Origin of the sequence: Acinetobacter sp. ANC 4173, assembly GCF_004331255.1 — a bacterium.
Taxonomy (GTDB): domain Bacteria; phylum Pseudomonadota; class Gammaproteobacteria; order Pseudomonadales; family Moraxellaceae; genus Acinetobacter.
In genome coordinates this window covers 81,813-105,996 of the sequence record NZ_SJOF01000009.1, presented here as the reverse complement: position 1 = coordinate 105,996, position 24,184 = coordinate 81,813, and the positions used below count along the sequence as shown (strand labels likewise).

General features: G+C 42.1%; 22 protein-coding genes. 14 read left to right on the top strand and 8 right to left on the bottom strand.

Going from position 1 to position 24,184, the window contains the following annotated elements:
- Nucleotides 1-320: 320 nt before the first annotated feature.
- Nucleotides 321-965 (top strand): HEPN domain-containing protein, encoded by a 645-nt coding sequence (locus E0H94_RS11760; RefSeq protein ID WP_131326696.1) that lies wholly within the window; start codon nucleotides 321-323, stop codon nucleotides 963-965.
- A gap of 61 nt (nucleotides 966-1,026) precedes the next feature.
- Here the strand turns inward: E0H94_RS11760 and E0H94_RS11755 are convergent, their stop codons facing one another.
- Together E0H94_RS11755 and E0H94_RS11750 are read right to left on the bottom strand one after the other, a co-directional pair.
- The gene (locus E0H94_RS11755; RefSeq protein WP_131326695.1) at nucleotides 1,027-2,235 is read right to left on the bottom strand and encodes an MFS transporter; all 1,209 of its coding nucleotides are present in this window, start codon (nucleotides 2,233-2,235) and stop codon (nucleotides 1,027-1,029) included.
- 21 nt (nucleotides 2,236-2,256) lie between these two features.
- Complete coding sequence (locus E0H94_RS11750) at nucleotides 2,257-2,679, bottom strand: RidA family protein (protein WP_131326694.1); 423 nt, start codon at nucleotides 2,677-2,679, stop codon at nucleotides 2,257-2,259.
- A 67-nt stretch (nucleotides 2,680-2,746) separates the two neighbouring features.
- Between E0H94_RS11750 and soxR the strand changes: the two genes are divergently transcribed.
- The gene (gene soxR / locus E0H94_RS11745; protein WP_319922785.1) at nucleotides 2,747-3,241 is read left to right on the top strand and encodes a redox-sensitive transcriptional activator SoxR; all 495 of its coding nucleotides are present in this window, start codon (nucleotides 2,747-2,749) and stop codon (nucleotides 3,239-3,241) included.
- Between the two features lie 64 nt (nucleotides 3,242-3,305).
- Here soxR and E0H94_RS11740 read toward each other — a convergent pair whose 3' ends face one another.
- A complete protein-coding gene (locus E0H94_RS11740; protein ID WP_131326693.1) occupies nucleotides 3,306-4,232 on the bottom strand; it encodes a DMT family transporter in 927 nt (308 codons plus the stop codon).
- 931 nt (nucleotides 4,233-5,163) lie between these two features.
- Here E0H94_RS11740 and E0H94_RS11730 point away from each other — a divergent pair.
- From E0H94_RS11730 to E0H94_RS11705, 6 genes are all read left to right on the top strand, one after another.
- Complete coding sequence (locus E0H94_RS11730) at nucleotides 5,164-6,291, top strand: Re/Si-specific NAD(P)(+) transhydrogenase subunit alpha (RefSeq protein ID WP_131326692.1); 1,128 nt, start codon at nucleotides 5,164-5,166, stop codon at nucleotides 6,289-6,291.
- Between the two features lie 11 nt (nucleotides 6,292-6,302).
- The gene (locus tag E0H94_RS11725) at nucleotides 6,303-6,626 is read left to right on the top strand and encodes a proton-translocating transhydrogenase family protein (RefSeq protein ID WP_131326691.1); all 324 of its coding nucleotides are present in this window, start codon (nucleotides 6,303-6,305) and stop codon (nucleotides 6,624-6,626) included.
- Nucleotides 6,627-6,629: 3 nt separating this feature from the next.
- On the top strand, nucleotides 6,630-8,084 hold the full coding sequence (locus E0H94_RS11720) for an NAD(P)(+) transhydrogenase (Re/Si-specific) subunit beta (RefSeq protein ID WP_131326690.1): 1,455 nt from the start codon (nucleotides 6,630-6,632) through the stop codon (nucleotides 8,082-8,084).
- A gap of 391 nt (nucleotides 8,085-8,475) precedes the next feature.
- Complete coding sequence (locus E0H94_RS11715; protein ID WP_131326689.1) at nucleotides 8,476-8,781, top strand: DUF3303 domain-containing protein; 306 nt, start codon at nucleotides 8,476-8,478, stop codon at nucleotides 8,779-8,781.
- Nucleotides 8,782-9,241: 460 nt separating this feature from the next.
- Nucleotides 9,242-10,582 carry an ammonium transporter gene (locus tag E0H94_RS11710; protein ID WP_131326688.1) on the top strand — a complete coding sequence of 447 codons (1,341 nt, stop codon included), beginning with the start codon at nucleotides 9,242-9,244 and terminating at the stop codon, nucleotides 10,580-10,582.
- A gap of 12 nt (nucleotides 10,583-10,594) precedes the next feature.
- Complete coding sequence (locus E0H94_RS11705) at nucleotides 10,595-11,203, top strand: hypothetical protein (protein WP_131326687.1); 609 nt, start codon at nucleotides 10,595-10,597, stop codon at nucleotides 11,201-11,203.
- Between the two features lie 83 nt (nucleotides 11,204-11,286).
- Here the strand turns inward: E0H94_RS11705 and rsfS are convergent, their stop codons facing one another.
- The 5 genes from rsfS to E0H94_RS11680 form a co-directional block, all read right to left on the bottom strand.
- Nucleotides 11,287-11,688, bottom strand: a complete 402-nt coding sequence (gene rsfS, locus E0H94_RS11700; RefSeq protein ID WP_131326686.1) for a ribosome silencing factor — start codon at nucleotides 11,686-11,688, stop codon at nucleotides 11,287-11,289.
- Nucleotides 11,689-11,763: 75 nt separating this feature from the next.
- The gene (locus E0H94_RS11695) at nucleotides 11,764-12,558 is read right to left on the bottom strand and encodes a hydroxypyruvate isomerase family protein (protein WP_131326685.1); all 795 of its coding nucleotides are present in this window, start codon (nucleotides 12,556-12,558) and stop codon (nucleotides 11,764-11,766) included.
- An 18-nt stretch (nucleotides 12,559-12,576) separates the two neighbouring features.
- Complete coding sequence (locus E0H94_RS11690; protein ID WP_131326684.1) at nucleotides 12,577-13,446, bottom strand: NAD(P)-dependent oxidoreductase; 870 nt, start codon at nucleotides 13,444-13,446, stop codon at nucleotides 12,577-12,579.
- 37 nt (nucleotides 13,447-13,483) lie between these two features.
- Nucleotides 13,484-14,272 (bottom strand): crotonase/enoyl-CoA hydratase family protein, encoded by a 789-nt coding sequence (locus tag E0H94_RS11685; protein ID WP_131326683.1) that lies wholly within the window; start codon nucleotides 14,270-14,272, stop codon nucleotides 13,484-13,486.
- A gap of 90 nt (nucleotides 14,273-14,362) precedes the next feature.
- Nucleotides 14,363-17,173: an ATP-binding protein gene (locus E0H94_RS11680; RefSeq protein ID WP_131326682.1), complete on the bottom strand. Its 2,811-nt coding sequence runs from the start codon at nucleotides 17,171-17,173 to the stop codon at nucleotides 14,363-14,365.
- A gap of 153 nt (nucleotides 17,174-17,326) precedes the next feature.
- Here E0H94_RS11680 and cysM point away from each other — a divergent pair, with 153 nt between their 5' ends.
- The 6 genes from cysM (at nucleotide 17,327) to E0H94_RS11650 (ending at nucleotide 24,090) form a co-directional block, all read left to right on the top strand.
- On the top strand, nucleotides 17,327-18,247 hold the full coding sequence (cysM, locus tag E0H94_RS11675; RefSeq protein WP_131326681.1) for a cysteine synthase CysM: 921 nt from the start codon (nucleotides 17,327-17,329) through the stop codon (nucleotides 18,245-18,247).
- 26 nt (nucleotides 18,248-18,273) lie between these two features.
- Nucleotides 18,274-19,092, top strand: coding sequence for a 3'-5' exonuclease (locus E0H94_RS11670; RefSeq protein WP_131326680.1), 819 nt, complete (start codon nucleotides 18,274-18,276; stop codon nucleotides 19,090-19,092).
- A 6-nt stretch (nucleotides 19,093-19,098) separates the two neighbouring features.
- On the top strand, nucleotides 19,099-20,490 hold the full coding sequence (gene rlmD, locus E0H94_RS11665) for a 23S rRNA (uracil(1939)-C(5))-methyltransferase RlmD (protein WP_131326679.1): 1,392 nt from the start codon (nucleotides 19,099-19,101) through the stop codon (nucleotides 20,488-20,490).
- A 29-nt stretch (nucleotides 20,491-20,519) separates the two neighbouring features.
- The gene (locus tag E0H94_RS11660) at nucleotides 20,520-22,826 is read left to right on the top strand and encodes a RelA/SpoT family protein (protein WP_131326678.1); all 2,307 of its coding nucleotides are present in this window, start codon (nucleotides 20,520-20,522) and stop codon (nucleotides 22,824-22,826) included.
- 79 nt (nucleotides 22,827-22,905) lie between these two features.
- Nucleotides 22,906-23,661: a nucleoside triphosphate pyrophosphohydrolase gene (mazG, locus tag E0H94_RS11655; RefSeq protein WP_131326677.1), complete on the top strand. Its 756-nt coding sequence runs from the start codon at nucleotides 22,906-22,908 to the stop codon at nucleotides 23,659-23,661.
- Nucleotides 23,662-23,685: 24 nt separating this feature from the next.
- Nucleotides 23,686-24,090, top strand: a complete 405-nt coding sequence (locus E0H94_RS11650) for a ComEA family DNA-binding protein (protein WP_131326676.1) — start codon at nucleotides 23,686-23,688, stop codon at nucleotides 24,088-24,090.
- Nucleotides 24,091-24,184: the final 94 nt, after the last annotated feature.

The window sequence follows — 24,184 nt, the reverse complement described above, 5'->3', positions numbered from 1 at the left end:
TAGTGCAAAAAATAGGATAAAAAGGCAAGACATAGCAGCCTAGGTTTTGTTAACTGCCCACAGTTCTATCCTTTGCTTATATCTCCATCAGGACAAAAAGCCGCAATGCTTGATTTTAGTAAATTGATTAAAAACTTACAGTCGCAAAAAAATAAAATGCTTGATCAAGGTAATCCAGTTTTCTGTACTGCTTTTTTATTGTGAGCGTATCCTTTTTAATCCATGTTTATTGAACGCATCAATCCTCGTTTTTTGATTGAGCGTTGTCTGCAAATTGGTTATGGTAAATAGAAGATAACAATAAAGAAATGGAGACGAAAATGTTAGTACTCGAAGAAGTATTTAAAAATAAAAAAGCAGAGCATTCTGAAGCCTTTAATTTACGACTGCATCGAGGAATGAGTTGGTTTAAAAAAGCAATGCTACTTGATGAAGATTTGGATTTAAAATTTATCAGCTTATGGATTTCATTTAATGCCATTTATGCCCGTGAAGGCGCAGTTCTACAACCACAACAAGGTGTGAAGCAATTTTTAACCGCGCTGAGTCAGTTAGATCATGAACACAAGGTTGAATATGTACTTGAGCATAAAGGTAAACAAAGCATTCATTTAATTTTGGATAATCCTTATATTTATCAAGGATTCTGGGATTATCATAACCATAAAATCAGCCAAGCATCTTGGAAAACTGAATTTGAAGCTGAGCAGCGCGTGGTACATCAGGTTCTACAGAGTAGAAAAACTGAGGATATTTTGACCTTTCTGTTTACTCGCCTCAATACCTTGCGTAATCAAATTTTACAGGGTGGGGTCAGTTATAATAGTGTGGTGAATCGACGTTATATTGCCGATGGTTGCAATATTTTGTCGATGCTTATTCCAATTTTCATGTTTATTTTACTGGAAAATGCTGAGCAACTAGATACGGAAAAACCATTCTATCCAGTCATGCAGGTATCTTAACGGGTTTACATTGCATGAGTCGACGCGATGGTAAAGATATGCTCGACTCATGCAAACCTGCTTAAGGCTGAAAAGTTTCACGTGGATTTAGAGGGTTGTTATAGCTGAGCAAATCGATTAAGGCGAAGACAATTGCAGCCACAACCAACAAGATGCCGACCAGACAACTCATGCTCCAGCCTCCATGATGCCATGCATAAACGCCTAATGCTGAACCACAGGCTCCGCCAATAAAATACATGGTCATATAAATGGAGTTAATACGAGATTTGGCATCTGGGCGAATGCGGAAAATAATATTCTGATTGCTACTATGCACCACCGCCAAGCCTAAATTAATTAAACCATAGCCTAAAATATAACTGATGAGGCTATGTCCACCTATATACAGGAAGTACCAACTGACTGCCATAATGGTACAACCTGACCAAGTCAGCACAGTGGTATAGCCTTGATCTGCTAATTTTCCAACATATTGTGTAGACAATGCACCGAACACGCCAATCAGTGGAATGACCCCGACCAGTACATCGGGTAATTGATAGGTTTTAGATGTGAGCAATAGGGCGATGGTTGAAAACAAAATGCTCATTGCGGCAAAGACAAAACCACCAATTAAAGAACGTAATATAAGGCGACGTTCTTGCTGCAATAATAGCCCCATGGACTTAAAGACTTGCGGGTAGCTCATTTTAAACGACATCACATAAGGTAAACGTGATTTCAGTAAAAAAGCCAAGATTAGCGTAAAGACACCGCTCAGTGCATAAATCAGTTTCCAGTGAAAAAGATTGGATACGAGCCCCGCCAAACTGGTTGAAAGTAATAAGCCGACCAATAAACCACTCATAAGGAAACCAATCACTTCACCTGTTTTTTCAGGTTTTACCGCCATGGTCGCTAATGGAATTAGTACTTGGGCTGCGACGGAAAATAGTCCGACGATACTGGTACCAAGCCAAAGCATAGGCAGGTTGACCGCAAAACTACAAATAAATAAGCCAATCGCTGCAAAAAACATGAGTAGCGGAATAAATTTGGTTTTATTGACCATGTCACCAATTGGAACAATCAGCAATAAACCGAGTGCATAAGACACTTGGGCAAAAGTAACCGTTAAGGCCACTTGTGACTCAGGCACATTAAAATATTGTTGAATTGAATGAATAAGAGGTTGGCAATAATAGTTTGCACCAGCACAGAGACCACAAGCAACCGCCATGAGCCACAGCAGCGGTTTGTCTTGGCTAATATCACGTGGAGAATTCATATAGTTCCTTGGCTTGTTCGGTTAATTGCAATAAGCGGTTGCTTCAATTTCAATCAGCATCCCTGGTATGGCAAGACACGGAACAGGAATCAGCGTACAGGCAGGAAAGTCATGTTGTTTCCAGCGCTTTTGTATTTCCTGAATTAAAAACTGATGTTTCTTGGGGCTATGGTCAACCACTAGAATTCTTAAAACAGCAATATCTAAAAATGAAGCATCGGCATGTACAAGTGCATGCTCTAAATTGGTCATGGCTTGACACAATTGCTCTGCAAAATCTTGAGATAAATGTCCTCGTTGGTTTTCACCACCTTGTCCTGAAATGTGAAGTATACGTGAAAAGTGTCTAATTTCAGCCATGTGACTATAGGCAAAAGGGCGCGGATTATAAAGTGTTTTTGGATTCATCAACTTAAATGGAACATGAGATACGCCGTGTTGCATAAAAATTCTGCCTGTGATTGATTTTTTGTTAGTATCAAAGCTCAAGTTAACTTGAGGTCAAGCTTTTATGGAAGAAAATCAGCAAATAATGTCATCAGAACAGCAGTGGTTGAGTATTGGTGATTTGGCAAAGCGCAGTGATGTCAGTGTTGCTGCTGTGCGTTTTTACGAAGAAAAAGAACTGATTTGGAGTGCACGAACCTCGGGCAATCAGCGCCGTTATCAGCGTTCCATGTTAAGGCGTATTGCTATTATTAAAGCCGCACAGCAAGTCGGCATTTCATTACAACAAGTCAAGGTTGCCTTTTCTGTATTACCAAAACAGGGGAATGCCACCAAGCAAGATTGGCAGCGTATGTCGCAGCAATGGCAAACCCAGTTAGACCAACAGATTGTGCATTTATTACAACTGCGACAACAACTGGATTGGTGTATTGGTTGTGGTTGCTTATCCTTAGAGCAATGTCCACTGCGTAACCCGAATGATGTATTGGCTGAAACTTCCGCAGGGGCACACTTTCACGAGCTATTATTGAAGATGAATCATGAAAACACTGAATGATGTATTCTTCAAAGGAGCATGCTTTTCAATCAAAACCTGTAAAAATTGCGGGTGCTAGCTGGGATTAGTTGGCAAGTTTTTTCTTGGATAAGGTAATCATCATAATGCCGACAATATTAAGTAGACAGCCGATCCATTGCCAAAAATTCAAATGCTCATTTAAAAATGCGACTGCCAATAAAATGGTCAGGATAGGACCAATCGATGCAATCATGGCAGATTGAGCCGCCCCCAACCTTGCAATACTTTGCATCAGTAATACAGTCGGAACGACGGTGACAAAGAAGCCCAGTGCTAAACCATACCACAGTACGCCAACAGGCAGTTGTTGCACCAATAATAGAGGATGGGGCGTGACCCAAAAAAATTGTACCAGTGTGCCAAGACAAGCAGTTGTTAAAGCCAGTCCAGTAAAGTTCCATGATCCAAATTTTTGAATCAACGGAGGCGTTAGCAATAGATAAGCCGCAAAGGCGATTGCACTGGCGAAAACCAGACTGGCGCCGAGCCAGAAATGTTCTTGAACAGGCGCATGTTGTTGTTCTTGGAGCATGACCAAAACGGTCCCTCCGTAACTGAGCGCAATGGCGAGCATACTTTTGACCGTAAGTTTTTGGCGATACAACACACAAGATGCCAATACGGTTAAAGTAGGGTAGAGGAATAAAATAATGCGTTCTAAAGACGCACTGATATACATTAAGCCTAAAAAGTCCAGCCAACTGGCAAAGTAGTACCCCATCAGACCTGCGACCATGAGCAGTCCCCAATCTTTTGCTTGCAAGCCTTTGCTCTTTTCCCGATTGAACCAACAGATGAGTAAAAAAAATGGTAAGGCACAAGCCATACGAATCGCCATCAAGAGCGTGGCATCCACCAGTGGAGAGAGGGCATAAGCTTGTTTGATAAAAATCGCTTTGCTGCTAAATAAAAAAGCCGCGCCAATCGCAAACAAACTGCCGAGTTGGGTACGAGATAAAGAGAAGTTCATGAAAATATAACTTTTTAAAAGATAGGATGGCGACCGACATGCAGTATAGGCTTTTGGTCAGCAAGAGAAAAATGCAAAAAAATGATCAATTGTCATACTTTTTAGAATGAAATAAATAAAAATACATGCGATAAAGTTATATGAATGCAGGGAGGTTTTATTTAAGTCTTTAAAAATATTTAAGTCTTTGTTTATTTCGCGAGGATTTTCTACAGATTCATCGCAATGATGACTGGACTGAAAGATGACGGTCACGTGATTTGAATAATAAATGACCTAAAATGGTGCAAAACATGTCAAATGAAACATATTGCATCATCAGATTAAATGATTTGAAAAGTTTTTTTTAATTAGATTTTCTGCATTATCCTACTTTGGTCATATTTCATGATTATGCTGAAAGATCGTTGTTGATTTAGATAAAGCTAGATTGAGTTGAATTTTGAGTTAAGATATTTCTGGAAGAATTTTCGAATCGAATTCATCGAATTTGAGCGAATGGAAGACGAAAGAAAGGGGCATCTTGCTCAACTTCGCAGCTAAAAACTAAAAAAATGCCTGAACTTTGTATAGATAGCCTCAGGATTATTTTCTTCACGCGGGATTTAAGGGGAATTTTGTCAGAAAAACCATGCCGTTTGATTAAATCATTGTGGTTTTAAAAAAAGCAACGCGGTTTTGACCCATAAAATAAAACACCCGCCAATTGAATGGTGATTCAACACTACAATATTCTAGGCAAAACTCGCGAATGATATATCGAACAATTGTTTTTATGAATCATCAGTTCAAAATGAGGGTATTTATTAAATAAATATTGGGTGGTAATTTAAAAAAGTTCAATTAGAATCCAAAATTCAACAAGAACACATCCAGAGGGAACATCGTTTCTAACGGTGTTTACTAGAGAAATTTAGCTTGAGGAACGCTCATGCAGATCGGAATCCCTACCGAAACTGTCGTCGGTGAAAATCGTGTAGCTGCTACGCCAGAGACAGTAAAGAAATTGATCAACGCTGGTCATAGTGTGGTCATTCAACGAGGCGCTGGTGTAAAGGCGGCTTATATTGACAGTGCTTATGAACAAGTCGGTGCTAAAATTACAGATGATGCCTACGTGGGCAGTCAGATGATTTTGAAAGTTCGTGCTCCTAAGGGTGCGGAAATTCAAAAGTTAGAGCCAAACACCACGGTTGTGGCAATGTTTGACCCTTACCGCAATACCGAATTAGATCAATTTGCATCGCAAAACGTGTCTGCATTTGCATTGGAATTATTGCCTCGTACTTTATCTCGTGCGCAAAATATGGATGTATTGTCTTCTCAAGCCAACCTTGCAGGTTATAAATCTGTACTTTTGGCAGCGGCAGAATATCAACGTATGTTCCCAATGTTAATGACCGCTGCGGGTACGGTTAAACCAGCTCGTATCGTGATTATGGGTGTGGGGGTTGCGGGTTTACAAGCGATTGCGACTGCAAAACGCTTAGGTGCGGTTGTGGAAGCGACCGATTTGCGCCCAACTGCAAAAGACCAAGTAGAGTCTTTAGGCGGCAAATGGTTAGACGTACCAATGTCTGATGAAGAAAAGCAAAAAGCTGCCGATGCTGCCAAGAATGGTTATGGCTGGATGCCGGGTGAGCAGTACATTAAAGATCAAGCTGCGATTGTGGATAAGGCGGTATCGAATGCCGATATCGTGATTACCACTGCACTCTTACCAGGTCGTGATGCGCCGCGTCTTATCCGTGCTGAAACTGTCGCTAAAATGAAACCAGGTTCGGTCATTTTAGATATGGCAGTTGAAACTGGCGGTAACGTTGAAGGTTCCAAAGAAGGCGAAACAGTGATGACTGAAAATGGTGTGAAAATTTTGGGTGTTCCAAATATTCCATCGACAGTGTCGACTGAAGCTTCAGCACTTTATGCACGTAACGTTTTCAATTTTGTCGAAACATTGTTTGATAAAGATAAAAACTTTGTCTTAAATCAAGAAGATGAAATTCAAAAAGCCCTATTGGTCACTCATGGCAGTCAAGTGCTGTTGAAGCGTGCGTAAGGAGATTTCTCATGGTTGAAACAATTACTATTTTTGTCCTTGCCATCTTCGTCGGTTATTACGTGGTGTGGGGCGTTACGCCAGCATTACATACACCGCTTATGGCAGTCACCAATGCATTGTCATCCATTATTGTCGTGGGTGCAATGATTCAAACTGTGGGGATTCCTGCAATTGGTATGGAAGCGAATGTTGCATTCCAAAGTGTGAATGTGGTGAGCATCTTGGGTGCAGTTGCAGTGTTCTTAGCAAGTATCAATATTTTCGGTGGCTTCGCAGTAACCGCACGTATGCTTGAAATGTTTAAGCCAAAGCAAAAGAAAAAAGAGGGCTAATATATGGAATTCATTCGAGACTATGCGGATTGGTTCTACCTGATTGGTGCTGTCCTCTTTATCTTAACTTTACGTGGTTTGTCTGGTCCAAAGACAGCGATTCAAGGTAACCGTTATGGCATGATCGCAATGGCGATTGCTGTTGTGACCACTTTCTTCGTGGCCGACCATCCTGTGATTTGGATGATTGGCGGTGCGATGGTACTGGGTGCGATTGTGGGTATTGCCCGTGCGCGTACTGTACCTATGACGCAAATGCCTGAAACAGTTGCATTGATGCACTCCTTGGTGGGCTTGGCTGCGGTATTGATTGCGATTGCGGCAATTTTACATAACAACCAACTGACTGCTTTATTTGCACAAAATGAAGCTGCATTAACTGCTGCGGGTGTGCAACATGCACATATGAGCAAGGTGCATTTATTTGAATTGTTCGTGGGCTGTTTTGTCGGTGCGATTACCTTTACAGCGTCTGTATTTGCGTATGGTAAATTGGCTGCGAAAAAATGGGCAAAAACCATTTCGGGTGCATGGGTTAAACCAGTACAAGCGCTGATTTTCCTTGCAATGTTGGCATGTGGTGTGTACTTCTTCACGACTGGCAACATGGCTGCATTCTGGGCCATGACGGCACTTGCACTTGCATTCGGCTGGGTGTGGATTGCACCAGTGGGTGGCGGTGATATGCCAGTTGTGGTTTCGCTATTGAACTCATTTTCTGGTTGGGCAGCAGCAGGTATTGGTTTCACACTTGAAAACAATATGTTGATCGTTGCGGGTTCATTGGTAGGTTCTTCAGGTGCGATTCTGTCTTACATTATGTGTAAAGCCATGAACCGTTCAATCATCAACGTATTGTTTGGTGGTGCCATGGGCGGTGCAGCAGTTGCATCAGCGGACAAAGGTGAACAAGTTCAACGTAACCATCGTTCTGGTTCAGCAGATGACGCAGGCTTCTTGATGTCAAATGCAGACAGCGTGGTGATTGTACCAGGTTATGGTATGGCACAAGGTCGTGCACAGAATGCGGTAAAAGAGTTATGTGAAATCTTGAAAGAGCAGGGCGTAAAAGTTCGCTTCGCGATTCACCCAGTGGCAGGTCGTATGCCGGGTCACATGAACGTACTTTTGGCTGAAGCAGATGTTGCGTACGAAGACATCTTAGAGATGGATGAGATTAACTCGGACTTCCCTGCAACTGATGTGGTATTGGTCATTGGTGCGAATGACGTCGTCAACCCTGCAGCGAAAGATGATCCGACATCTCCAATCTATGGCATGCCAATTTTGGAAGCACATAAAGCACGTACCATTATGGTGATCAAACGCTCTATGGCGACAGGTTACGCAGGCTTAGACAACGATTTGTTCTACAATGAAAAAACCATGATGGTCTTCGGTGATGCGAAGAAAGTTGTGGAAGACATGACCAAAGCCATTAATGGTGGCGGACACTAAATGAAAGTCTCAAGTCCCTCTTTTATAAAGGGGGACTTAGGGAGATTGAAAACCACTCTTCGGGGTGGTTTTTTTATTTCTTGTAATCAACCTGTTTTAACCTTGGGGAATTTTGAAGCAGAAACGACTCATTCTGGAAGGATATTTTTAATTTTTTTAATAAGTTAGTTCGTTCTAAGTTTGTAAGATATTGAGTTGAAGTGATGGAGTCTAAAAGTTATGAATATCAAAACATAACCAAATGTGATTAAAATATAATCGAAATTAAGAATAAAAATTGTCAGAATAGTGATATAGCATGACTGATAGGCAATTATAATCAGAAAAATGGGTTAGCTAAGCTCTCGCTAGGTTATGAGTCAGTTGTGTCGATTAATCGAGGAGATGACTGATGTTATTTATAGTTACGTATAGCATTCGTTCAGACAATCGTAATGCAGCCATGGAGCGTTTTGTGAACACAGGTGGCAAAGCCCCTCATGGTATAAAAATGTTGGGGAGATGGCATGCTGTAGCCAAGTTATCAGGCTTTGCAATTATTGAAACGGACGATGCTGAGTTGATACAGCAGTGGGTCATGGAGTGGAGTGATATTCTGTCGATGGAAGCCTATCCTGCTTTAACGGATGATCAAGCTGGCCCCATTATGATGGCTGCACTTGCAAAAATAGAAGCACACGCTGTTACTCATCCTTAATAGATTCGACTCTTGTTCTCGAGTATTCAACTTGTTGGTGAATTTGGGACATCCGAAGATAATCCATATAGTTGCAAACAATCTCTTATGGAAAATTTCTTATGATGGGGAATGGAAAATGCGTAGTTGCTTAAGATGATGTGAGCTTATTGATTTAAGGTGTGCCAATCTTAAAAGCAGAGAATACCTCTATGCTTATGTTGAGACGGCTTTGACAACAAATTGGATGGCTTAGATGTTGATTTGTTCTGTATTTGAAAAACCACTCTTCGGAGTGGTTTTTTTATGTTTATTTTAAAGAGGATAAACAGCAGTCAAAATATAGAACAAAGCCGACACAGCATTGAATTAGATAAAAGTATTGTTTGTGCAGATGGTTTTATTCAGCACTTAATAAAGAATATGTGTTTTGCTTGGCACTGATTTTGCTTTTTTGTGAACAGGTTTCGGGGGGATGTTCATGAAAAAAATAATTTATTTACTTTTACTCAGTTTATGGGGTGTTACTAGTACAGGCTTTGCTGCTGATGCTGTAACCACCCAAGCACAAAATATCCAAGAAATTCGACTCTCACTCGATAGTGTTTGGGTGGTCATGGGGGGGATTTTGGTATTTTTTATGCAAGCTGGTTTTGCACTGGTGGAAAGTGGCTCTGTACGCGGAAAAAATACAGTCAATGTTTTGATGAAAAACTACATGGATGCCTGTTTAGGTGGCTTGGTCTTTTGGTTAATTGGTTTTGGCTTGATGTTTGGCATTAATACCACAGGATGGTTTGGTGCAAGTCATTTTGCCCCCAATCATTTGGATGATTGGCATTGGAACTTATTGTTCTTCCAAATGATGTTCGCAGCAACTGCAACCACCATTGCCAGTGGTGCTATGGCGGAACGGATTCATTTTGTCGCCTATGTAGTGAGTGCGGCATTTGTAAGTGGACTGATTTATCCTGTGTTTGGAAGTTGGGCATGGGGCAGTTTATTTGAAGGTGAGGGCTGGTTAAAGTCATTGGGTTTTATTGACTTTGCCGGTTCAACGGTTGTGCATTCTATTGGGGGCTGGGTGGCATTGGCAGGTATTGTAGTTTTAGGTCCACGCTTGGGGCGCTTCGGTCGTAATGGACAGTCGCATTATTTGGCGGGACATAATGTACCGCTAGTGGCATTGGGTGGTTTTATTTTGTGGCTAGCATGGTTTGGTTTTAATGCGGCTTCAACAGTCAATGCGACAGTGAGCATTGGGCGGATTGCCTTGAATACCCACTTGGCCGCTTGTGCAGCTGCCGTTGCTTATATGTTCTATGCATTGCTGCGTGGAAAAGCGATTCTGATCCGCACCACTATTAATGCATCTTTGGGTGGCTTGGTGGCGATTACTGCAGGCTGCGCAACCATGACACCGTTGTTTGCAATTGTGACGGGGTTGATGGCAGGCTTGGTGGTAAGTGTTATGCCAGTTTTGATTGAAAAGTTGAAGTTGGATGATGTCGTGGATGCCGTCACGGTACATGGCTTTTGTGGAGCATGGGGAACCATTGCAGCAGGTTTATTTTATGAAGCCAGCCCATTCAATTCACAAATTATTTCCATTCAATTTTTAGGCGTGATAGCTGGTTTTGTTTGGGGCTTTGGCATGGCCTTTGTGGTGTTTAAAGTGCTTGAAAAAGTATTGGGTGGTCTACGGGTCAGTAAGCAGCATGAGCAGCGCGGACTGGACTATACCGAACATGCGGAATTGTCTTATCCAGAGTTTCAACGTGATGTAACTTTTGAAACCGACGGCATGACTAAACGTCATTAAGGAGTGCTCCGTATGCCCAATGAATTACTCACCATGGGACAAAAAAGAACAGCGATTGAACGTGGTTTAGGCCAATATTTGAAGGGAATCGCTTTGGAGCGAGTTTTGAGTTATTGGGAGCAGGAATATGGAGATAAGCCTTCTTTTGTGCTCAATCGTTTTTTAAGCGAAGTGTGTAATACGGACGAACTGCGTTTTTATCGTAAAGATATGCTACGCCAAGTTTTGTTTGAAATTTCTGAAGTGGAAAAACAGGTCTTATTACAAGCCAAACCTCAGGTAAAACAAGAGGCGCTGGTCTCGGCACAACTGAGTGATGCTTTTATGCAATTTGTAGGATGTGTAGTAAAAGCGGTGGCTCAGCCCGATTTTTCGGACTTTGATCAGGATGTGAAACAACGACTAACTGATTTGGGATATGCTCTAGTAGAACAAGCTGCAATACATGACGTTGAGTTTATTCGTGATTTGCCTATTATGAGTTATTCTCAGGTGATTACCGCAATTTACGAAGTTTATTGTGAATTTTATGGGCCGACCAAAGCTGACTTCGTTTTTGCACGTGCAAAAGAACAAATTAAACAACAATTTATGGATGTTGATTTGCATCAACTGATTTAAGCTGTTGACTTAAATTTGGGTGACAAAAAAGCCAGTTAATTTCAGGATTAACTGGCTTTTGTAGACCATGTTGGTCATTTTTCTTATGCTACAGATTCTGGAGCTGTACGCCATAAACTTTCTAGGTCGTAAAATTTACGTGCAGTCGGTAACATGACATGAACCACGACGAATCCAAGGTCAATTAAAATCCATTCTGCATCACGTTCACCTTCGACACCGATAGGGCGGAAGCCAGCTTTACGCGCTTCTTCAGCCACATTATCGGCAAGTGCTTTCACATGACGAGTTGATGTACCACTTGCAATCACAATCGCATCTGCGACATTGCTAATGCTACTAACATCAAGTTCGATAATATCTTTTGCTTTTACATCTAATAGAGCTTCATGTACAACTTTTAAGCAAGCTTGCACATCTTGAGCTTGAGAATTCATTGCGAGATCGAGAGAATTAGAAGCGCTGGGCGATGGTTCTAAATTCATAAAGGGTCATAATTCCTGACAATAACTCATGCTCTAATATAGCGGTTTTATCACCAAATTTCAATTGTCTGTTTTTTAACTTTGTGGATGCTCAGCAAAGTACTTGTTTTTCCATGCAAATGAATGATTCGAGTGGGCCTGTGGGCGATATTCGGCGGCAATAAAACCCGCGTAATCACTGTGGCTTAACCAATCAAAAATTTCTTTAAAGTGAATTTGTGCTGTGTCGGGTTCATGTCGCCCTGGACAATCTGCAAATTGAATATGTCCAATTTCTAAAATATTTTCTTTCAATTCTTCTAGTACATTTTCGCCCATCATGGCCATGTGGTAGCAATCGTATTGCATTTTTAGTGCCGGATGTTGAACAGCTTCCAGAATTTCTTGAGCTTGCGCAATATTTTGAATGAGGAAGCGCGGCATATCCGTGCCATTAATCATTTCAAAAACAGGTTGAATATGATGTTCTGCCAGCATAAAGCAAGCGAGCTTTAAGTTTTTGGCTAAGGTGTTTAGGCAGGGCAATAAGTCACAATCGAGCGGCTGTTTACCCGCGAGAATATTAACGCTCGGTACTTTTAACGCAACCGCATATTGAATTGCCAGTTCGAGTGCTTGGTGAAATTCTAGCTCTCGTCCGGGAATACCTGCCAAACCATTGCCACCTTGCATGAGGTCTCCAGCAGGCACATTAATCAGGCATAAACGTAAATCATGCTGGGTCAGTTGATTTTGAATTTCAGCAATACTGAGTTCATACGGGAACTGAATTTCAATGTATTTAAAGCCATGAGCATAAGCCAGTGCAAAACGTTCGATGAGTGGCACTTCAGTAAAGATCATGGAAAGATTCACTGCGAGTTTAGTCATGAGCTTGCTCCTGCATTATTATTCTGTTTCAACGTGTTGAATTACAGTGGCTAAATCTGATTCAGCATAGCCTTTATTCTGATGTGCCTGCAATTGGGATAATGCTTTTTTTGCGACTGGAATATCTAATTGGAATTTTTCAGCCAACTGCACAGCATTATTTAAATCTTTTGATAAAGTCTGCACTTTCCATTGTACAGGTTCAAACTGATAATTGGCCATCCTTGGTGTTAAAATTTGAAACGGCTTTGAATCAGCAAATCCACCTGCCAGTGCTGGAGCAAGCAGGGTTGTATCGACACCCGCTTGGCGCGCTAAGGCGACTGCTTCTGCAATTAAGGCGCTATTGGCTGCGACAATCAATTGGTTACAGATTTTAGTGGCTTGCCCTGTCCCTGTTTCGCCCATACGTGTAACGCGTTGTGAAAGTACATTATAAATCAGACTTAAGCTTTGAATGAGTTCGACATTGCCCCCTGCAAAAATGACCAGTGTGCCTTGTTCGGCACCTGCTGTTCCGCCAGAAACAGGCGAGTCAATCCAATGTACATTATCTTGCTGTGCTAATAACGCCAGTGTTTTGGTTTTATCCACAGATAAGCTTGAGAAATCCACAACTACTTGATTGGCAGTCCAGAAGGGCTGAATTTTTTCAATCACCTGTTGCGCCGCATCATCGTCGGAAAGGCAGGTTAAGATGACGGGATAGTCTGCAATGTTTTCCAGTTTTAGCGCAGTTGCGCCTAAATCAATGAGCACATCACAGGCAGTTGCAGTTCTGTTCCATACCGCCACTTCAAATCCAGCTTGAAGCAATCGGGTGGCCATACGGCTCCCCATAAGTCCCATACCTAGAAATGCAATTTTTGTATTACGATCAAAACTCATTGGAATCTCTCTATAGCTTATTTTTGTTGCCTAAACTTTATTGAAACTGACGTGGAACAAATTGGACTTCAGGTTGTTTGTCTTTTTTACGCGCCAGTTGACTGTTTTTACCTAATAAAAGTTTCAGTTGCCAGATTTTTTCTAAACGCAAAGATTTACGTGGTTGATGTTCCATGGCATCCAATACTTGCTTGGCTGCTGCCAAGGCATCAGGGGAGCGTTGCAGCATTTCTTCTGCAAGGGCGTGTGCTTGTTGTAATGGCGTCTCAGATAAATGCGTGACTAAACCAATGGTTTTGGCATAGTTGGCGTCGAAAATACGGGCGGTCAGGGTTAACTCTTTGGCTAAATCAAGACCAATCACCCCTTTAAGCGAGCGGCTTAAACCCATGTCTGGCACAAGTCCCCAACGGCTTTCCATGATTGACATTTGGGTATCAGGATGGGCAATACGAATATCTGCTGCCAAAGCCAATTGCATGCCTGCGCCGAAACAAAAACCTTCTAAGGCTGCAATGACGGGTACGGGTAGCTCTTGCCAAATCAGGAAAGCTTTTTGGAATATGCTTTGTCCGGGTTTTACCAGTTCCCAAGCTGCATACGCACGGTTCTTTGGATTGTTTAAATCGGCAAGATCAATGCCTGCACTAAATACATGGGCTTCACCCGTTAAAATGACACAACGAACGCTGCGATCTTTTTTCAGTTGATTGGCGACTTTGACCAGTTCATTGAGTAAAGCAAAGCTCATGGCATTGCGCTTTTCTGGACGGTTTAAACTGACTGTTGCGATTCCGTTCTGTTTTTCTACACGTAATAAAGCCATGTTGGATACTCTAATTTTGCTTTGCATCGGAGCATAGCATGCACCTAACGCACTTGCATGACAGCTCAGTCACATCTTTTTTCCCTGAAATTATTGCATGTGCTTATTTAAAATCGACTGTGCTGCTTGTTTCACTTGCTGCATGATAAGTTTGAGATCATCAAAGCGTTGAATCGCTTCTTGAATAAACTGTTCATCGGCACGACGCTTTTCTTTGCGCAAGGTCGATATGAACTGCTCAAATAATCCAGATGCTTCTTGTAAGTTGGGTGTACCCACATAGCGTGTAGCGCCATACAAGCGATGTAAAACATGTTCAAGCTGAGGAAAGTCTTCCAACTCAATCAGTTGCTGCATTTCATCGAGTTCGGTATGAAAGCTGTCGACTAACATTTTTAAAAGATCGATCGCCAAGTCTTCTTTATTGGCTGCCAGTTGCAAGCTTTGTTGCCAGTTCAGAATTTGTGGATTAAGTGATTCAATCACGATGTTTTTTTCTACAATCGCTGCTTTATCAAAGCTTTTGCTGGTCCAGTGCGTCAAGATTTGAATGATTTGTTCCATTTGAATTGGCTTGGTCACATAGTCATCCATGCCGACTTTTAAAAGTTTTTGTTTCTCATCTGCCAAAGCATGTGCAGTCAATGCAATGATGGGCAGGTGTGTTTCTTCTTCTAGGGTGGATTCCAGTGCGCGAATGGCTCGTGTGGTATCAATACCAGACATAACGGGCATTTGAATATCCATAAACACCAAGTCAAAAGGTTTCAGTTTTTGTTCTAGGCGGGACTGAATAATATCAATCGCTTCCTGACCGCTTTGCGCCTTGGTGGTGGTCACATTCAGTTCAGCCAGTAGGGCTTCCAGAACAATCAAGTTGGGTAAATGGTCATCGACGGCTAAAATATGTAAACCTTGACCATCAAAGTTTTCATGTTGTTCAGATTGGAACATGGACTGATTGCTAAGTAATTGAATCAGCGCATTACGGCTCAGAGGTTGATATAGCGGTCTTGCACGATATTCATTCAGCATATTTGGATCGAGTGCCATTTGATAGCCATAAACCGCAAGACTACCCGTATAGCGACTACGAATTTCTTTCAACATGGCTTGGGTATCACCGCTGTGATCGACAATCAACCACGTATTTTCTTGCTGCGATTGGATTTGGTTTAGGCGACTAAATAAATCCAGAATGGATGCGGATTCAATATGCTCGACTTGATAGTTTTCGAGATAGTGACGCAGTACATGTGCAGCCGCAGGATGCGCCAAATAAGACACTACTTTCATGTGTTCGAACTGTGGATGAACAATTTCATATTCTTCATCGACTGCAAACATGGCGGTAAACCAGAAGGTCGAGCCTTTTTCGGTAGGTGCACGTTCTTGGTTGTCTTCGAAGCCAATTTGCCCCTGCATTAAATGCACCAGCTGTTTGGAAATGGCAAGCCCCAATCCAGTGCCACCAAATTGACGCGTGACCGAAGCATCACCTTGCGAGAAAGATTCAAATAAGCGTTTACGGTCTGTGCCACTTAAGCCAATGCCGCTGTCTTGAACACTAAAATGCAATAAGCATTGCCCAATATCATCATGCTTCATGCGCACCCGAACAATGATTTCACCATCGGGGGTAAATTTGATGGCATTGGAAATCAGATTGGTCAGAATTTGCTTAAAGCGGAGTGTGTCACCAATGACTTGTTTGGGGACGTCATCGCCATAGTAGAACGCCATATCAATATGCTTTTGTGCAGCCAGTGGCGATAACATGTCCATCACATCAAAAATGGCTTCTTCCAGATCAAAGGGGGCGGTTTCTAGTTCTAGTTTGCCCGCATCAATTTTAGAGAAATCTAAAACATCATTAATCAATGCCAATAAATGGGCGGAAGATTTACGAATGGTCTGTAAATATAAATTTTGCTCGTTGCTTAAATTACCCTGACGAAGGAGTAAATGAATAAAGCCATCGATACTGTTTAAAGGCGTTCTTAATTCATGGCTGATATTGGCAAGAAATACTGATTTTGCCTGATTGGAAGAAATCGCTTGGTCACGCGCTTGGCGGTACGTAATGTTTTGTACTTCTAGGGTATCCAGCGTACGTCTTAAGTCATCTTCAGTTTGTTCGGTATGTTCTTTTAATTCGAGAAAACTGAAATGAAGTCTTTTAACGACATTGGCAATATCGCGTTGTAACAGTCGAAGCTCGCCCGTACTGTTAATGATCATGTGTTGATCGAGTGTGTCGGCATTCAGACGTTGTAATTGCATCCGAATCTCGTACATGGGTGCAATCCAACGACGTGAATAGAAGTTTAAACACAACAGCAACAGCAATAAGGTTAAAAGCCCCGTTGCCACCAATACAATCAGGACGCGATAGCGTGCAATTTGTAAGGGTTGGTTGTCCAGTTCTATCAGCAACCAACCTTTTTGATTGGGGGATTCATTAATCTGCATGCCATAGACATGATTGCCATTCAGTTTAATTGGGCCAAAAAAATTCTTGTCTTTTGAGTATTTGGGCCAAGTTGAATGCGCATCACCACCAATATTGAGTCGTTCAGCACCTGTATGGTCAATAATGGTGGCTTGATTCAGCAGTTTTTCATTGAACATATACTGCATGGCATTTTGCGCTTGGTCATAGTGCCAAGGATAGCGATTGAGCAAGTCGAGTGCCGATTCTGCGGTGCTCTGGTAACGGGTCAGAATCGCAATTGCCATTTGACGCTGTTGCGCTTTTGCTGCATTCGATGTTTCAGATAAAACCAACGCCGTGCCTACACAAGCCAAAATCATAATGGGCACAAAAATCATGGCAATCAGTTGCCCATACGCATGATTTAAGTGTAAGCGTTTAAATAACTTTTTATTGATATTCGGCATGGCAAATGTAGTAAATTCCCTATGCTCAGCATATTAGCATGCTTTATTTGAAACTGACCGTGCTTTAATCACTTTCATGAAAAACCCTGCGAAATGGGTGCAGGACACCCTATTTTTTCATACAATACCCGCACCTCGATCAAGGTACACATAATGAGTAACACAATCCCCGATTTCCAAGCCGATGAATTTTTGTTAGACCACTATGTAGGAAAAACACCACTGGTGCGTTTACAGCGTCTAGCAAATCACACGCAAGCCACGGTTTTAGCAAAATTAGAAGGCAATAACCCAGCGGGTTCAGTCAAAGACCGTCCAGCCTATAACATGATTATGCAGGCAGAGAAGCGTGGGCAAATTCGACCGGGGGATACCTTGATTGAAGCGACCAGTGGTAATACGGGTATTGCTTTGGCGATGGTTGCAGCAATGCGCGGCTATAAAATGAAACTTATTATGCCTGCAGGTTCAAGCCAGGAACGAAAAGATGCCATGCGTGCTTATGGCGCCGAGCTGATCGAGTCTGAGAATATGGAAGAAGCGCGTGATATGGCGCTACAAATGCAAAAAGAAGGGAAAGGACTGGTCTTGAACCAGTTTGGGAACCCAGACAACGTTGAAGCACATTACTTGACTACTGGTCCAGAAATCTGGCAGCAAACCGGTGGGAAGATTACCCATTTCGTCAGTTCCATGGGAACCACGGGCACGATTATGGGGATTTCAAAATACTTGAAAGAACAAAATCCTGATATTCAAATTGTCGGTTTGCAACCTTCGGAAGGCTCAAATATTGCAGGTATTCGTCGTTGGCCGCAAGAATATCTTCCAACCATTTTTGATCCGAAACGCGTAGACCGCATTATGGACATTCCGCAAATTGAAGCGGAAAAAACTGCACGTCAATTGGCGCGTAAAGAAGGCATCAGTGCGGGTACATCATCGGGTGGTGCGGTGTGGGCATCCTTGCGGATTGCAGAAGAAAACCCAGATGCGGTCATTGTCTGCATTATCTGTGACCGTGGTGACCGTTATTTATCTACAGGTCTGTTCTCGGTACAAGATCCTGAATAATTTAAGCTCCATTATAGAGATTGAAGATGCGTTTACCTGTTCTAGTTTTTGATATTGAAACCATGACAGACTTAAAGTCTGGGGCGCATCTTTATGGTCTAAATTTACCCGAGCCAGATTTAGAGCAAGCATTGACCAAGTTGCGTCGTCAAGAGTCTGGCATGGATTTTCAGCGCTTGCCCTTACATGAAATTGTGTGTATTTCGGGGCTATGGGTCGATGAATTAGGTGCGATGAAGCTGTTTTCATTTAGTCGAGAGCAGTATTCAGAAGCCGAAATTTTAAAGAAGTTTCTCTCTATTTTTGATAAGAAGCATCCAACTTTGGTCAGTTGGAATGGTTCGCAGTTTGATCTCCCTGTGATTTTGTTCCGTGCCATGTATCATGGTTTGTCGGCATCTAGTTTGTTTGATCAGGGTGAGATTGATCATCAGAAGAAGTATAATAATTACCAGAACCGTTACCATCATCGTCATGTTGATTTAATGGATGTAATGGCCATGTTCAATTTGCGTCATTTCCAGAAATTGGATGATGCCGCTCATTTATTGGGTTTCCCTGGTAAGCGTGGTGACGGAAGTTATCATGTACCCGAATATGTTCGGTTACAACAATGGCAGGATTTAACTGGCTATTGTGAGGGTGATGTATTAAATACATGGCTGATCTATTTACGCTGGTTGTTATTAAAAGGTCAATTGCAACTGGAAGAGCATCGCGCTTGGATACAAGCCAGCATTCAGTTGCTACAGATTCACCCACAACATACTGATTTTCTGAAAATTTGGCGTGAAACGTCACAACAGACAGAATTTACAGCATCCGATTTTCACCATTTAAACTAGGTTTTCATGAAGCATCGCAAGCATACCCGTCCAAGTCAGCAACCGCTTTATACCTTTCAGGTTGAGACACTTTCGCATGAGGGACGAGGGATTGCCCATTATGGTACGGATGCCGCACACCCTGTCGAAAAACACGGCAAGAAAGTTTTTATTGCTCAGGCATTACCTGGTGAAACGGTTCGTGCCAGAATTACCCATAGCAATAAACGCTTAGAAGAAGCCGATTGTGTTGAAGTCTTGGGCACACCATCTACACTAAGAGTGCAACCAGCCTGTCCACATTTTCATGTCTGTGGGGGGTGTAGCTTGCAGCATATTGAGAAAGATGAGCAGATTCGTTTGAAACAGGATGTGCTGAAATCACATTTACAGCATTTTGCAGGCTTACAGCCAGAACAGTGGTTGGCGCCCATTCGTTCTTTACGAGAAGATTACCGCCGTAAGGCCCGTATTGGCGTACGTTATTTCCCACAGCGTGATCAACTGATTGTGGGATTTCGTGAAAAGCAAAGTAATCAATTGACTTCAATTGATCGTTGTCTAGTGCTCGATCAGGCTTTTGGTTCGATTACGCGTTTAAAACAGTTACTCCAAAGTCTAACTACTAAAGCCGCGATTGGGCATATAGAATTAGCCATGGGGGATCAGGATATTGCCTTACTGATCCGCCATACAGAAAAATTATCGGACCATGATGTCAACCAATTAAAACAGTTTACGTTACAGAAACAATGGCAGTTGTATTTGCAGCCCGCAGGCCCAGACACTGTACAGCGTGTGGATCAGGCACAGGCTGAAATGCGCTTACATTATGCTTTAACTGACTTTGATGTGAATTTTAGCTTTAGTCCACTGGATTTTACTCAGGTGAACTCAACTGTAAATCCACAAATGGTCAAGCTGGCATGTGAATTGCTTCAACTGCAACAAGGTGATCGTGTTTTAGATCTCTTTTGTGGACTTGGCAACTTTTCTTTACCGCTCGCACGTTGTGTTGGACCAACAGGACAGGTGATTGCGGTTGAAGGTAGTGATGAAATGGTACAACGAGGTCAGGACAACGCACGTCGCAATGCCGTGACCAATATTGAATTCTTTTCACAAGATTTAACAAAAGATTTTTCGCATCATTCTTGGGCAAAACAAGGATTTGATGCATTATTGATAGACCCTCCACGTTCAGGCGCGGAAGAGGTAATGCATTATGTTCCTAAATTTAATGCAAAAAAAATCGTTTATGTATCATGTAATCCAGCAACATTGGCAAGGGATGCAGGTGTTTTGGCACAACATGGCTATCGATTAAAAAAGGCGGGTGTGATGGATATGTTTACGCATACTGAACATGTCGAATCAATAGCCTTATTTGAGCAAGAAAAAGAGATAAACGATTTATAATATGAATGATCATTTCGTAGGAGAAGGGTATGGTCACAGTACGTGAGCAATTGCCTGGGCGGCTCAATGAGTTGTCTGAGGAAGCGACTGTAGAGCATGCCGAACAAGCTCAACTCGATTTAGCTGAATGGTTGGATCGAGTACGCAGCATTTTAGACGGGGCAGCGCTCAAACAACTCGAAGAAGTTGCAAAAGAGACTCTGCAAAAAGAGTTAGAATCCACCATAAATCATCGATCGAGCACCTTTTATACAGGGATCGAGATGGCCGATATTTTGGCGCATTTACACGTCGATGAAGATACCCTATCTGCCGCAATGTTGTACCGCAGTGTTCGTGAAGGACTCATGAGCATTGATTTTGTCCGTCAGCATTTTGGTGAGCAGGTGTTTAGCTTGGTGAAAGGCACCCTGTCTATGGGTAAACTTTCCGAGTTGATTGAACAAAATAAACGCTTAGAAGATCATTTTAATAATGATCAGCGTGAACATTTGACGGGCATCTATAAAATGCTGATTTCAGTCACGGAAGATGTTCGGGTTGTACTCATCAAGCTGGCAGAACGTACCTATGCTTTACGTGAATTGGCAAAATCCTCACGTGAGCGTCAGGAACGTGTCGCACGAGAAATTTTGACCATCTATTCTCCATTGGCGCACCGCTTGGGGATTGCACAGTTAAAGTGGGAACTGGAAGATTTAGCTTTCCGTTATTTGGCGCCAGAACGTTATAAAGAAATCGCCTCATTACTGAATGAAAAGCGTTTAGAACGAGAACACTATATTCAGTTTGTGATTGATAAGCTCAAGAATGAGTTAGCTGATCATGGCATTGAAGCTGAAATTAATGGGCGGGTGAAACACATCTATTCGATTTATCGGAAGATGAAAAGTAAAAATCTAAGCTTTGATCAACTTTATGATATTCGTGCCGTGCGGGTATTGGTGAGGTCGGTTCCTGAATGCTATCACTCATTGGGGATAGTGCATCAAATTTGGCGTCATATTCCACATCAATTTGATGACTATATTACCAATCCGAAAGCCAATGGCTATCGTTCTTTACATACCGCAGTGATTGCCGAAAACAAATCACTGGAAGTTCAAATCCGTACCCGCGACATGCATGAAGAAGCCGAGTTGGGCGTGTGTTCGCACTTTAACTATAAAGAAGGCGCGAAAACCACCGATCACTCCTTCAATCATCGTTTGCATTCATTGCGCGCCGTATTAGAGCACTTCCAAGAGCGCAATGATGCTAGTGCGCATAAAGAAGATGAAGGTTCAGAAAACTTTGAACAGATTCAAGAGTTTGAAGACTTTGAAAAAATCTATGTGTTCAGTCGTGATGGGGATATTAAGGAGTTGCCACGCGGTTCGACGGTGCTGGATTTTGCTTATCATGTGCATACCGAAGTGGGCAATAAGTGCTATGCTGCACGTGTCAACCAACGTTATGTGCCACTGACTTATACCTTGAAAACAGGTGAGCAAGTTGAGATTTTAACCAAAAAAGATCGTGAACCGAACCGTGATTGGTTGGTGAACTCTTTGGGTTATATCCGAACGGCACGTGCCCGCGATAAATTACGTCATTGGTTCCGTCAGCAAGATCGCAGTAAGAATTTGGAAATTGGTCGTGACATTCTCAATAAAGAATTATCACGTTTGGCGATTCATCCTAAAAGTATCGATTTAAGTGACTACTGTAATCACTTTAATGTGAAAACAGGGGATGACATCCTGATTAACTTGGTGAGTGGTGATATTAGCCTACATGCCTTGATGAATCAGGTGAATCGTCATATGCATCTGGATCAGGATGAACCTGAACTGGTACTCAAACCTGCCCTGAATCCACGTGCCAGCCATACGCTGTCAGCACATGGAATTCTGATTGATGGCTTGGATAATGTGGAATTGCATGTTGCACAATGCTGTCAACCTGTCCATGGTGAGTCTATTGGCGGGTATATTACTCTAAATCGTGGGGTCAGCATTCATAAGGTGGCGTGTCCTGACTATGTGCGTATGATTGGTCAAGAACCTGAGCGTGCTGTAGAAGCCGATTGGGAAATGCAACCCACACGTGGTCAAAGTGTACAGATTGTCGTGGAAGCTTATGACCGCCGTGGTTTGTTGAAAGATTTAACTCAAGTCATCTTTTCTGACCAAATTAACATTCGTCAAGTGAACACTATTTCTGAAGCGGATGGCATTGCCAATATGAAGCTGTTGATTGAGGTGAAAGGCTTGGCGCAACTGTCTCGTCTATTGGCACGATTAGAGCAACAACCTGGTATTATTAGTGCGCGCCGTTTAATTCAAGGAAATTAAGCGAATTAAAAAGCCTGCCCAGAGCAGGCTTTTTATATGTATGTTTGAAAATAAATATTGAATAGAGAGTAACTGGGAAATGGAACAGCTATTGGTTGTGATGCAGCAATTACGTGAGCAATGCCCGTGGGATCAAAAGCAAACGCCCAATAGTTTAACGCCCTATGCGATTGAAGAAGCTTATGAAGTTGAAGCTGCAGTGCGTTCTGGCGATATACAGCATATCAAAGAAGAATTAGGTGATCTGCTGCTGCAAGTGGTGTTTCAATCCCAAATGTACAGCGAACAAGGTGCTTTTAATTTTCAGGATGTGGTGCAAGGGATTACTGAAAAACTGATTCGCCGTCATCCACATGTATTTCAGGCGGAACAATTTAATCAGCTCGATGCAGAGCAGGTGTCTTCACTGTGGAAGCAAATTAAACAGCAGGAAAAACAAGGCAAACCACAATCCCGTTTAGATCAAATTAAGCATGGTCCAACCTTACAACAAGCAGAGCAGATCCAAAAAAATGCCGCACACATTGGTTTCGATTTTGCCAATGTGACAGATGCTTATGCCAAATTAGAAGAAGAACTTGCTGAATTACAGCAAGCAATCAAGCAACAAAACTCAGACGAAATACAAGCCGAATTGGGAGATTGTTTATTCTCTTTGGTCAATGTTGGACGTAAACTAGGCGTCAATAATGAAATCGCCCTGTTAGGAACGATTGATAAATTTAGAACACGCTTTGCTTACATTGAAAATCAAGCCCGATTGCAAAACAAAACTGTAGAGCAATTGTCCTTGATGGAAATGGACCAATTGTGGGAGCAGGCGAAAAACATATGACTTTATAATAAATACAGGCATCTTATGCAGCTGAATTTTAACGCTATTCGATTATTGCGAATATTGACACTTTTCACGTTCCTGATTTTTGGACTCGATCGTGTAAATGCGCAAAACTTTGATCAACAATACTTGAATTGGAAAGCACAACAACAAGCCCAAGATGCTCGGCTGGGTTCGTCACGTACAGATACAAACTACTATTTGTCAAAACCCAGTTTAAATACGGCATCAGGCAATAAAATACGCTTGAATAGTGCGACATCAGCACAATTGCAGCAGCTTTCAGGTATAGGTGAGAAAAAAGCTGAAGCGATTTTGCAGTATCGGCAACAGCATGGAAAGTTTAAAACTGTTGATGAGTTACAGCAGATTAAAGGTATTGGACCGAAGCTCTTGCAGAAAAATAAAGACCGCTTAGCACTCTAGACTTAGGTTTTGCAGGATTGATATGCAATATTCGGTCATGCGTAGAGATAATCAAATTGCCCTTTGATTGTGTTAGAGATATGATTAGCACCAT

Coding starts and splice junctions, on each gene's coding strand:
- E0H94_RS11760 (WP_131326696.1), top strand. CDS start 321: ATGTTAGTACTCGAAGAAGTATTTAAAAATAAAAAAGCAGAGCATTCT.
- E0H94_RS11755 (WP_131326695.1), bottom strand. CDS start 2,235: ATGAATTCTCCACGTGATATTAGCCAAGACAAACCGCTGCTGTGGCTC.
- E0H94_RS11750 (WP_131326694.1), bottom strand. CDS start 2,679: ATGCAACACGGCGTATCTCATGTTCCATTTAAGTTGATGAATCCAAAA.
- soxR (WP_319922785.1), top strand. CDS start 2,747: ATGGAAGAAAATCAGCAAATAATGTCATCAGAACAGCAGTGGTTGAGT.
- E0H94_RS11740 (WP_131326693.1), bottom strand. CDS start 4,232: ATGAACTTCTCTTTATCTCGTACCCAACTCGGCAGTTTGTTTGCGATT.
- E0H94_RS11730 (WP_131326692.1), top strand. CDS start 5,164: ATGCAGATCGGAATCCCTACCGAAACTGTCGTCGGTGAAAATCGTGTA.
- E0H94_RS11725 (WP_131326691.1), top strand. CDS start 6,303: ATGGTTGAAACAATTACTATTTTTGTCCTTGCCATCTTCGTCGGTTAT.
- E0H94_RS11720 (WP_131326690.1), top strand. CDS start 6,630: ATGGAATTCATTCGAGACTATGCGGATTGGTTCTACCTGATTGGTGCT.
- E0H94_RS11715 (WP_131326689.1), top strand. CDS start 8,476: ATGTTATTTATAGTTACGTATAGCATTCGTTCAGACAATCGTAATGCA.
- E0H94_RS11710 (WP_131326688.1), top strand. CDS start 9,242: ATGAAAAAAATAATTTATTTACTTTTACTCAGTTTATGGGGTGTTACT.
- E0H94_RS11705 (WP_131326687.1), top strand. CDS start 10,595: ATGCCCAATGAATTACTCACCATGGGACAAAAAAGAACAGCGATTGAA.
- rsfS (WP_131326686.1), bottom strand. CDS start 11,688: ATGAATTTAGAACCATCGCCCAGCGCTTCTAATTCTCTCGATCTCGCA.
- E0H94_RS11695 (WP_131326685.1), bottom strand. CDS start 12,558: ATGACTAAACTCGCAGTGAATCTTTCCATGATCTTTACTGAAGTGCCA.
- E0H94_RS11690 (WP_131326684.1), bottom strand. CDS start 13,446: ATGAGTTTTGATCGTAATACAAAAATTGCATTTCTAGGTATGGGACTT.
- E0H94_RS11685 (WP_131326683.1), bottom strand. CDS start 14,272: ATGGCTTTATTACGTGTAGAAAAACAGAACGGAATCGCAACAGTCAGT.
- E0H94_RS11680 (WP_131326682.1), bottom strand. CDS start 17,173: ATGCCGAATATCAATAAAAAGTTATTTAAACGCTTACACTTAAATCAT.
- cysM (WP_131326681.1), top strand. CDS start 17,327: ATGAGTAACACAATCCCCGATTTCCAAGCCGATGAATTTTTGTTAGAC.
- E0H94_RS11670 (WP_131326680.1), top strand. CDS start 18,274: ATGCGTTTACCTGTTCTAGTTTTTGATATTGAAACCATGACAGACTTA.
- rlmD (WP_131326679.1), top strand. CDS start 19,099: ATGAAGCATCGCAAGCATACCCGTCCAAGTCAGCAACCGCTTTATACC.
- E0H94_RS11660 (WP_131326678.1), top strand. CDS start 20,520: ATGGTCACAGTACGTGAGCAATTGCCTGGGCGGCTCAATGAGTTGTCT.
- mazG (WP_131326677.1), top strand. CDS start 22,906: ATGGAACAGCTATTGGTTGTGATGCAGCAATTACGTGAGCAATGCCCG.
- E0H94_RS11650 (WP_131326676.1), top strand. CDS start 23,686: ATGCAGCTGAATTTTAACGCTATTCGATTATTGCGAATATTGACACTT.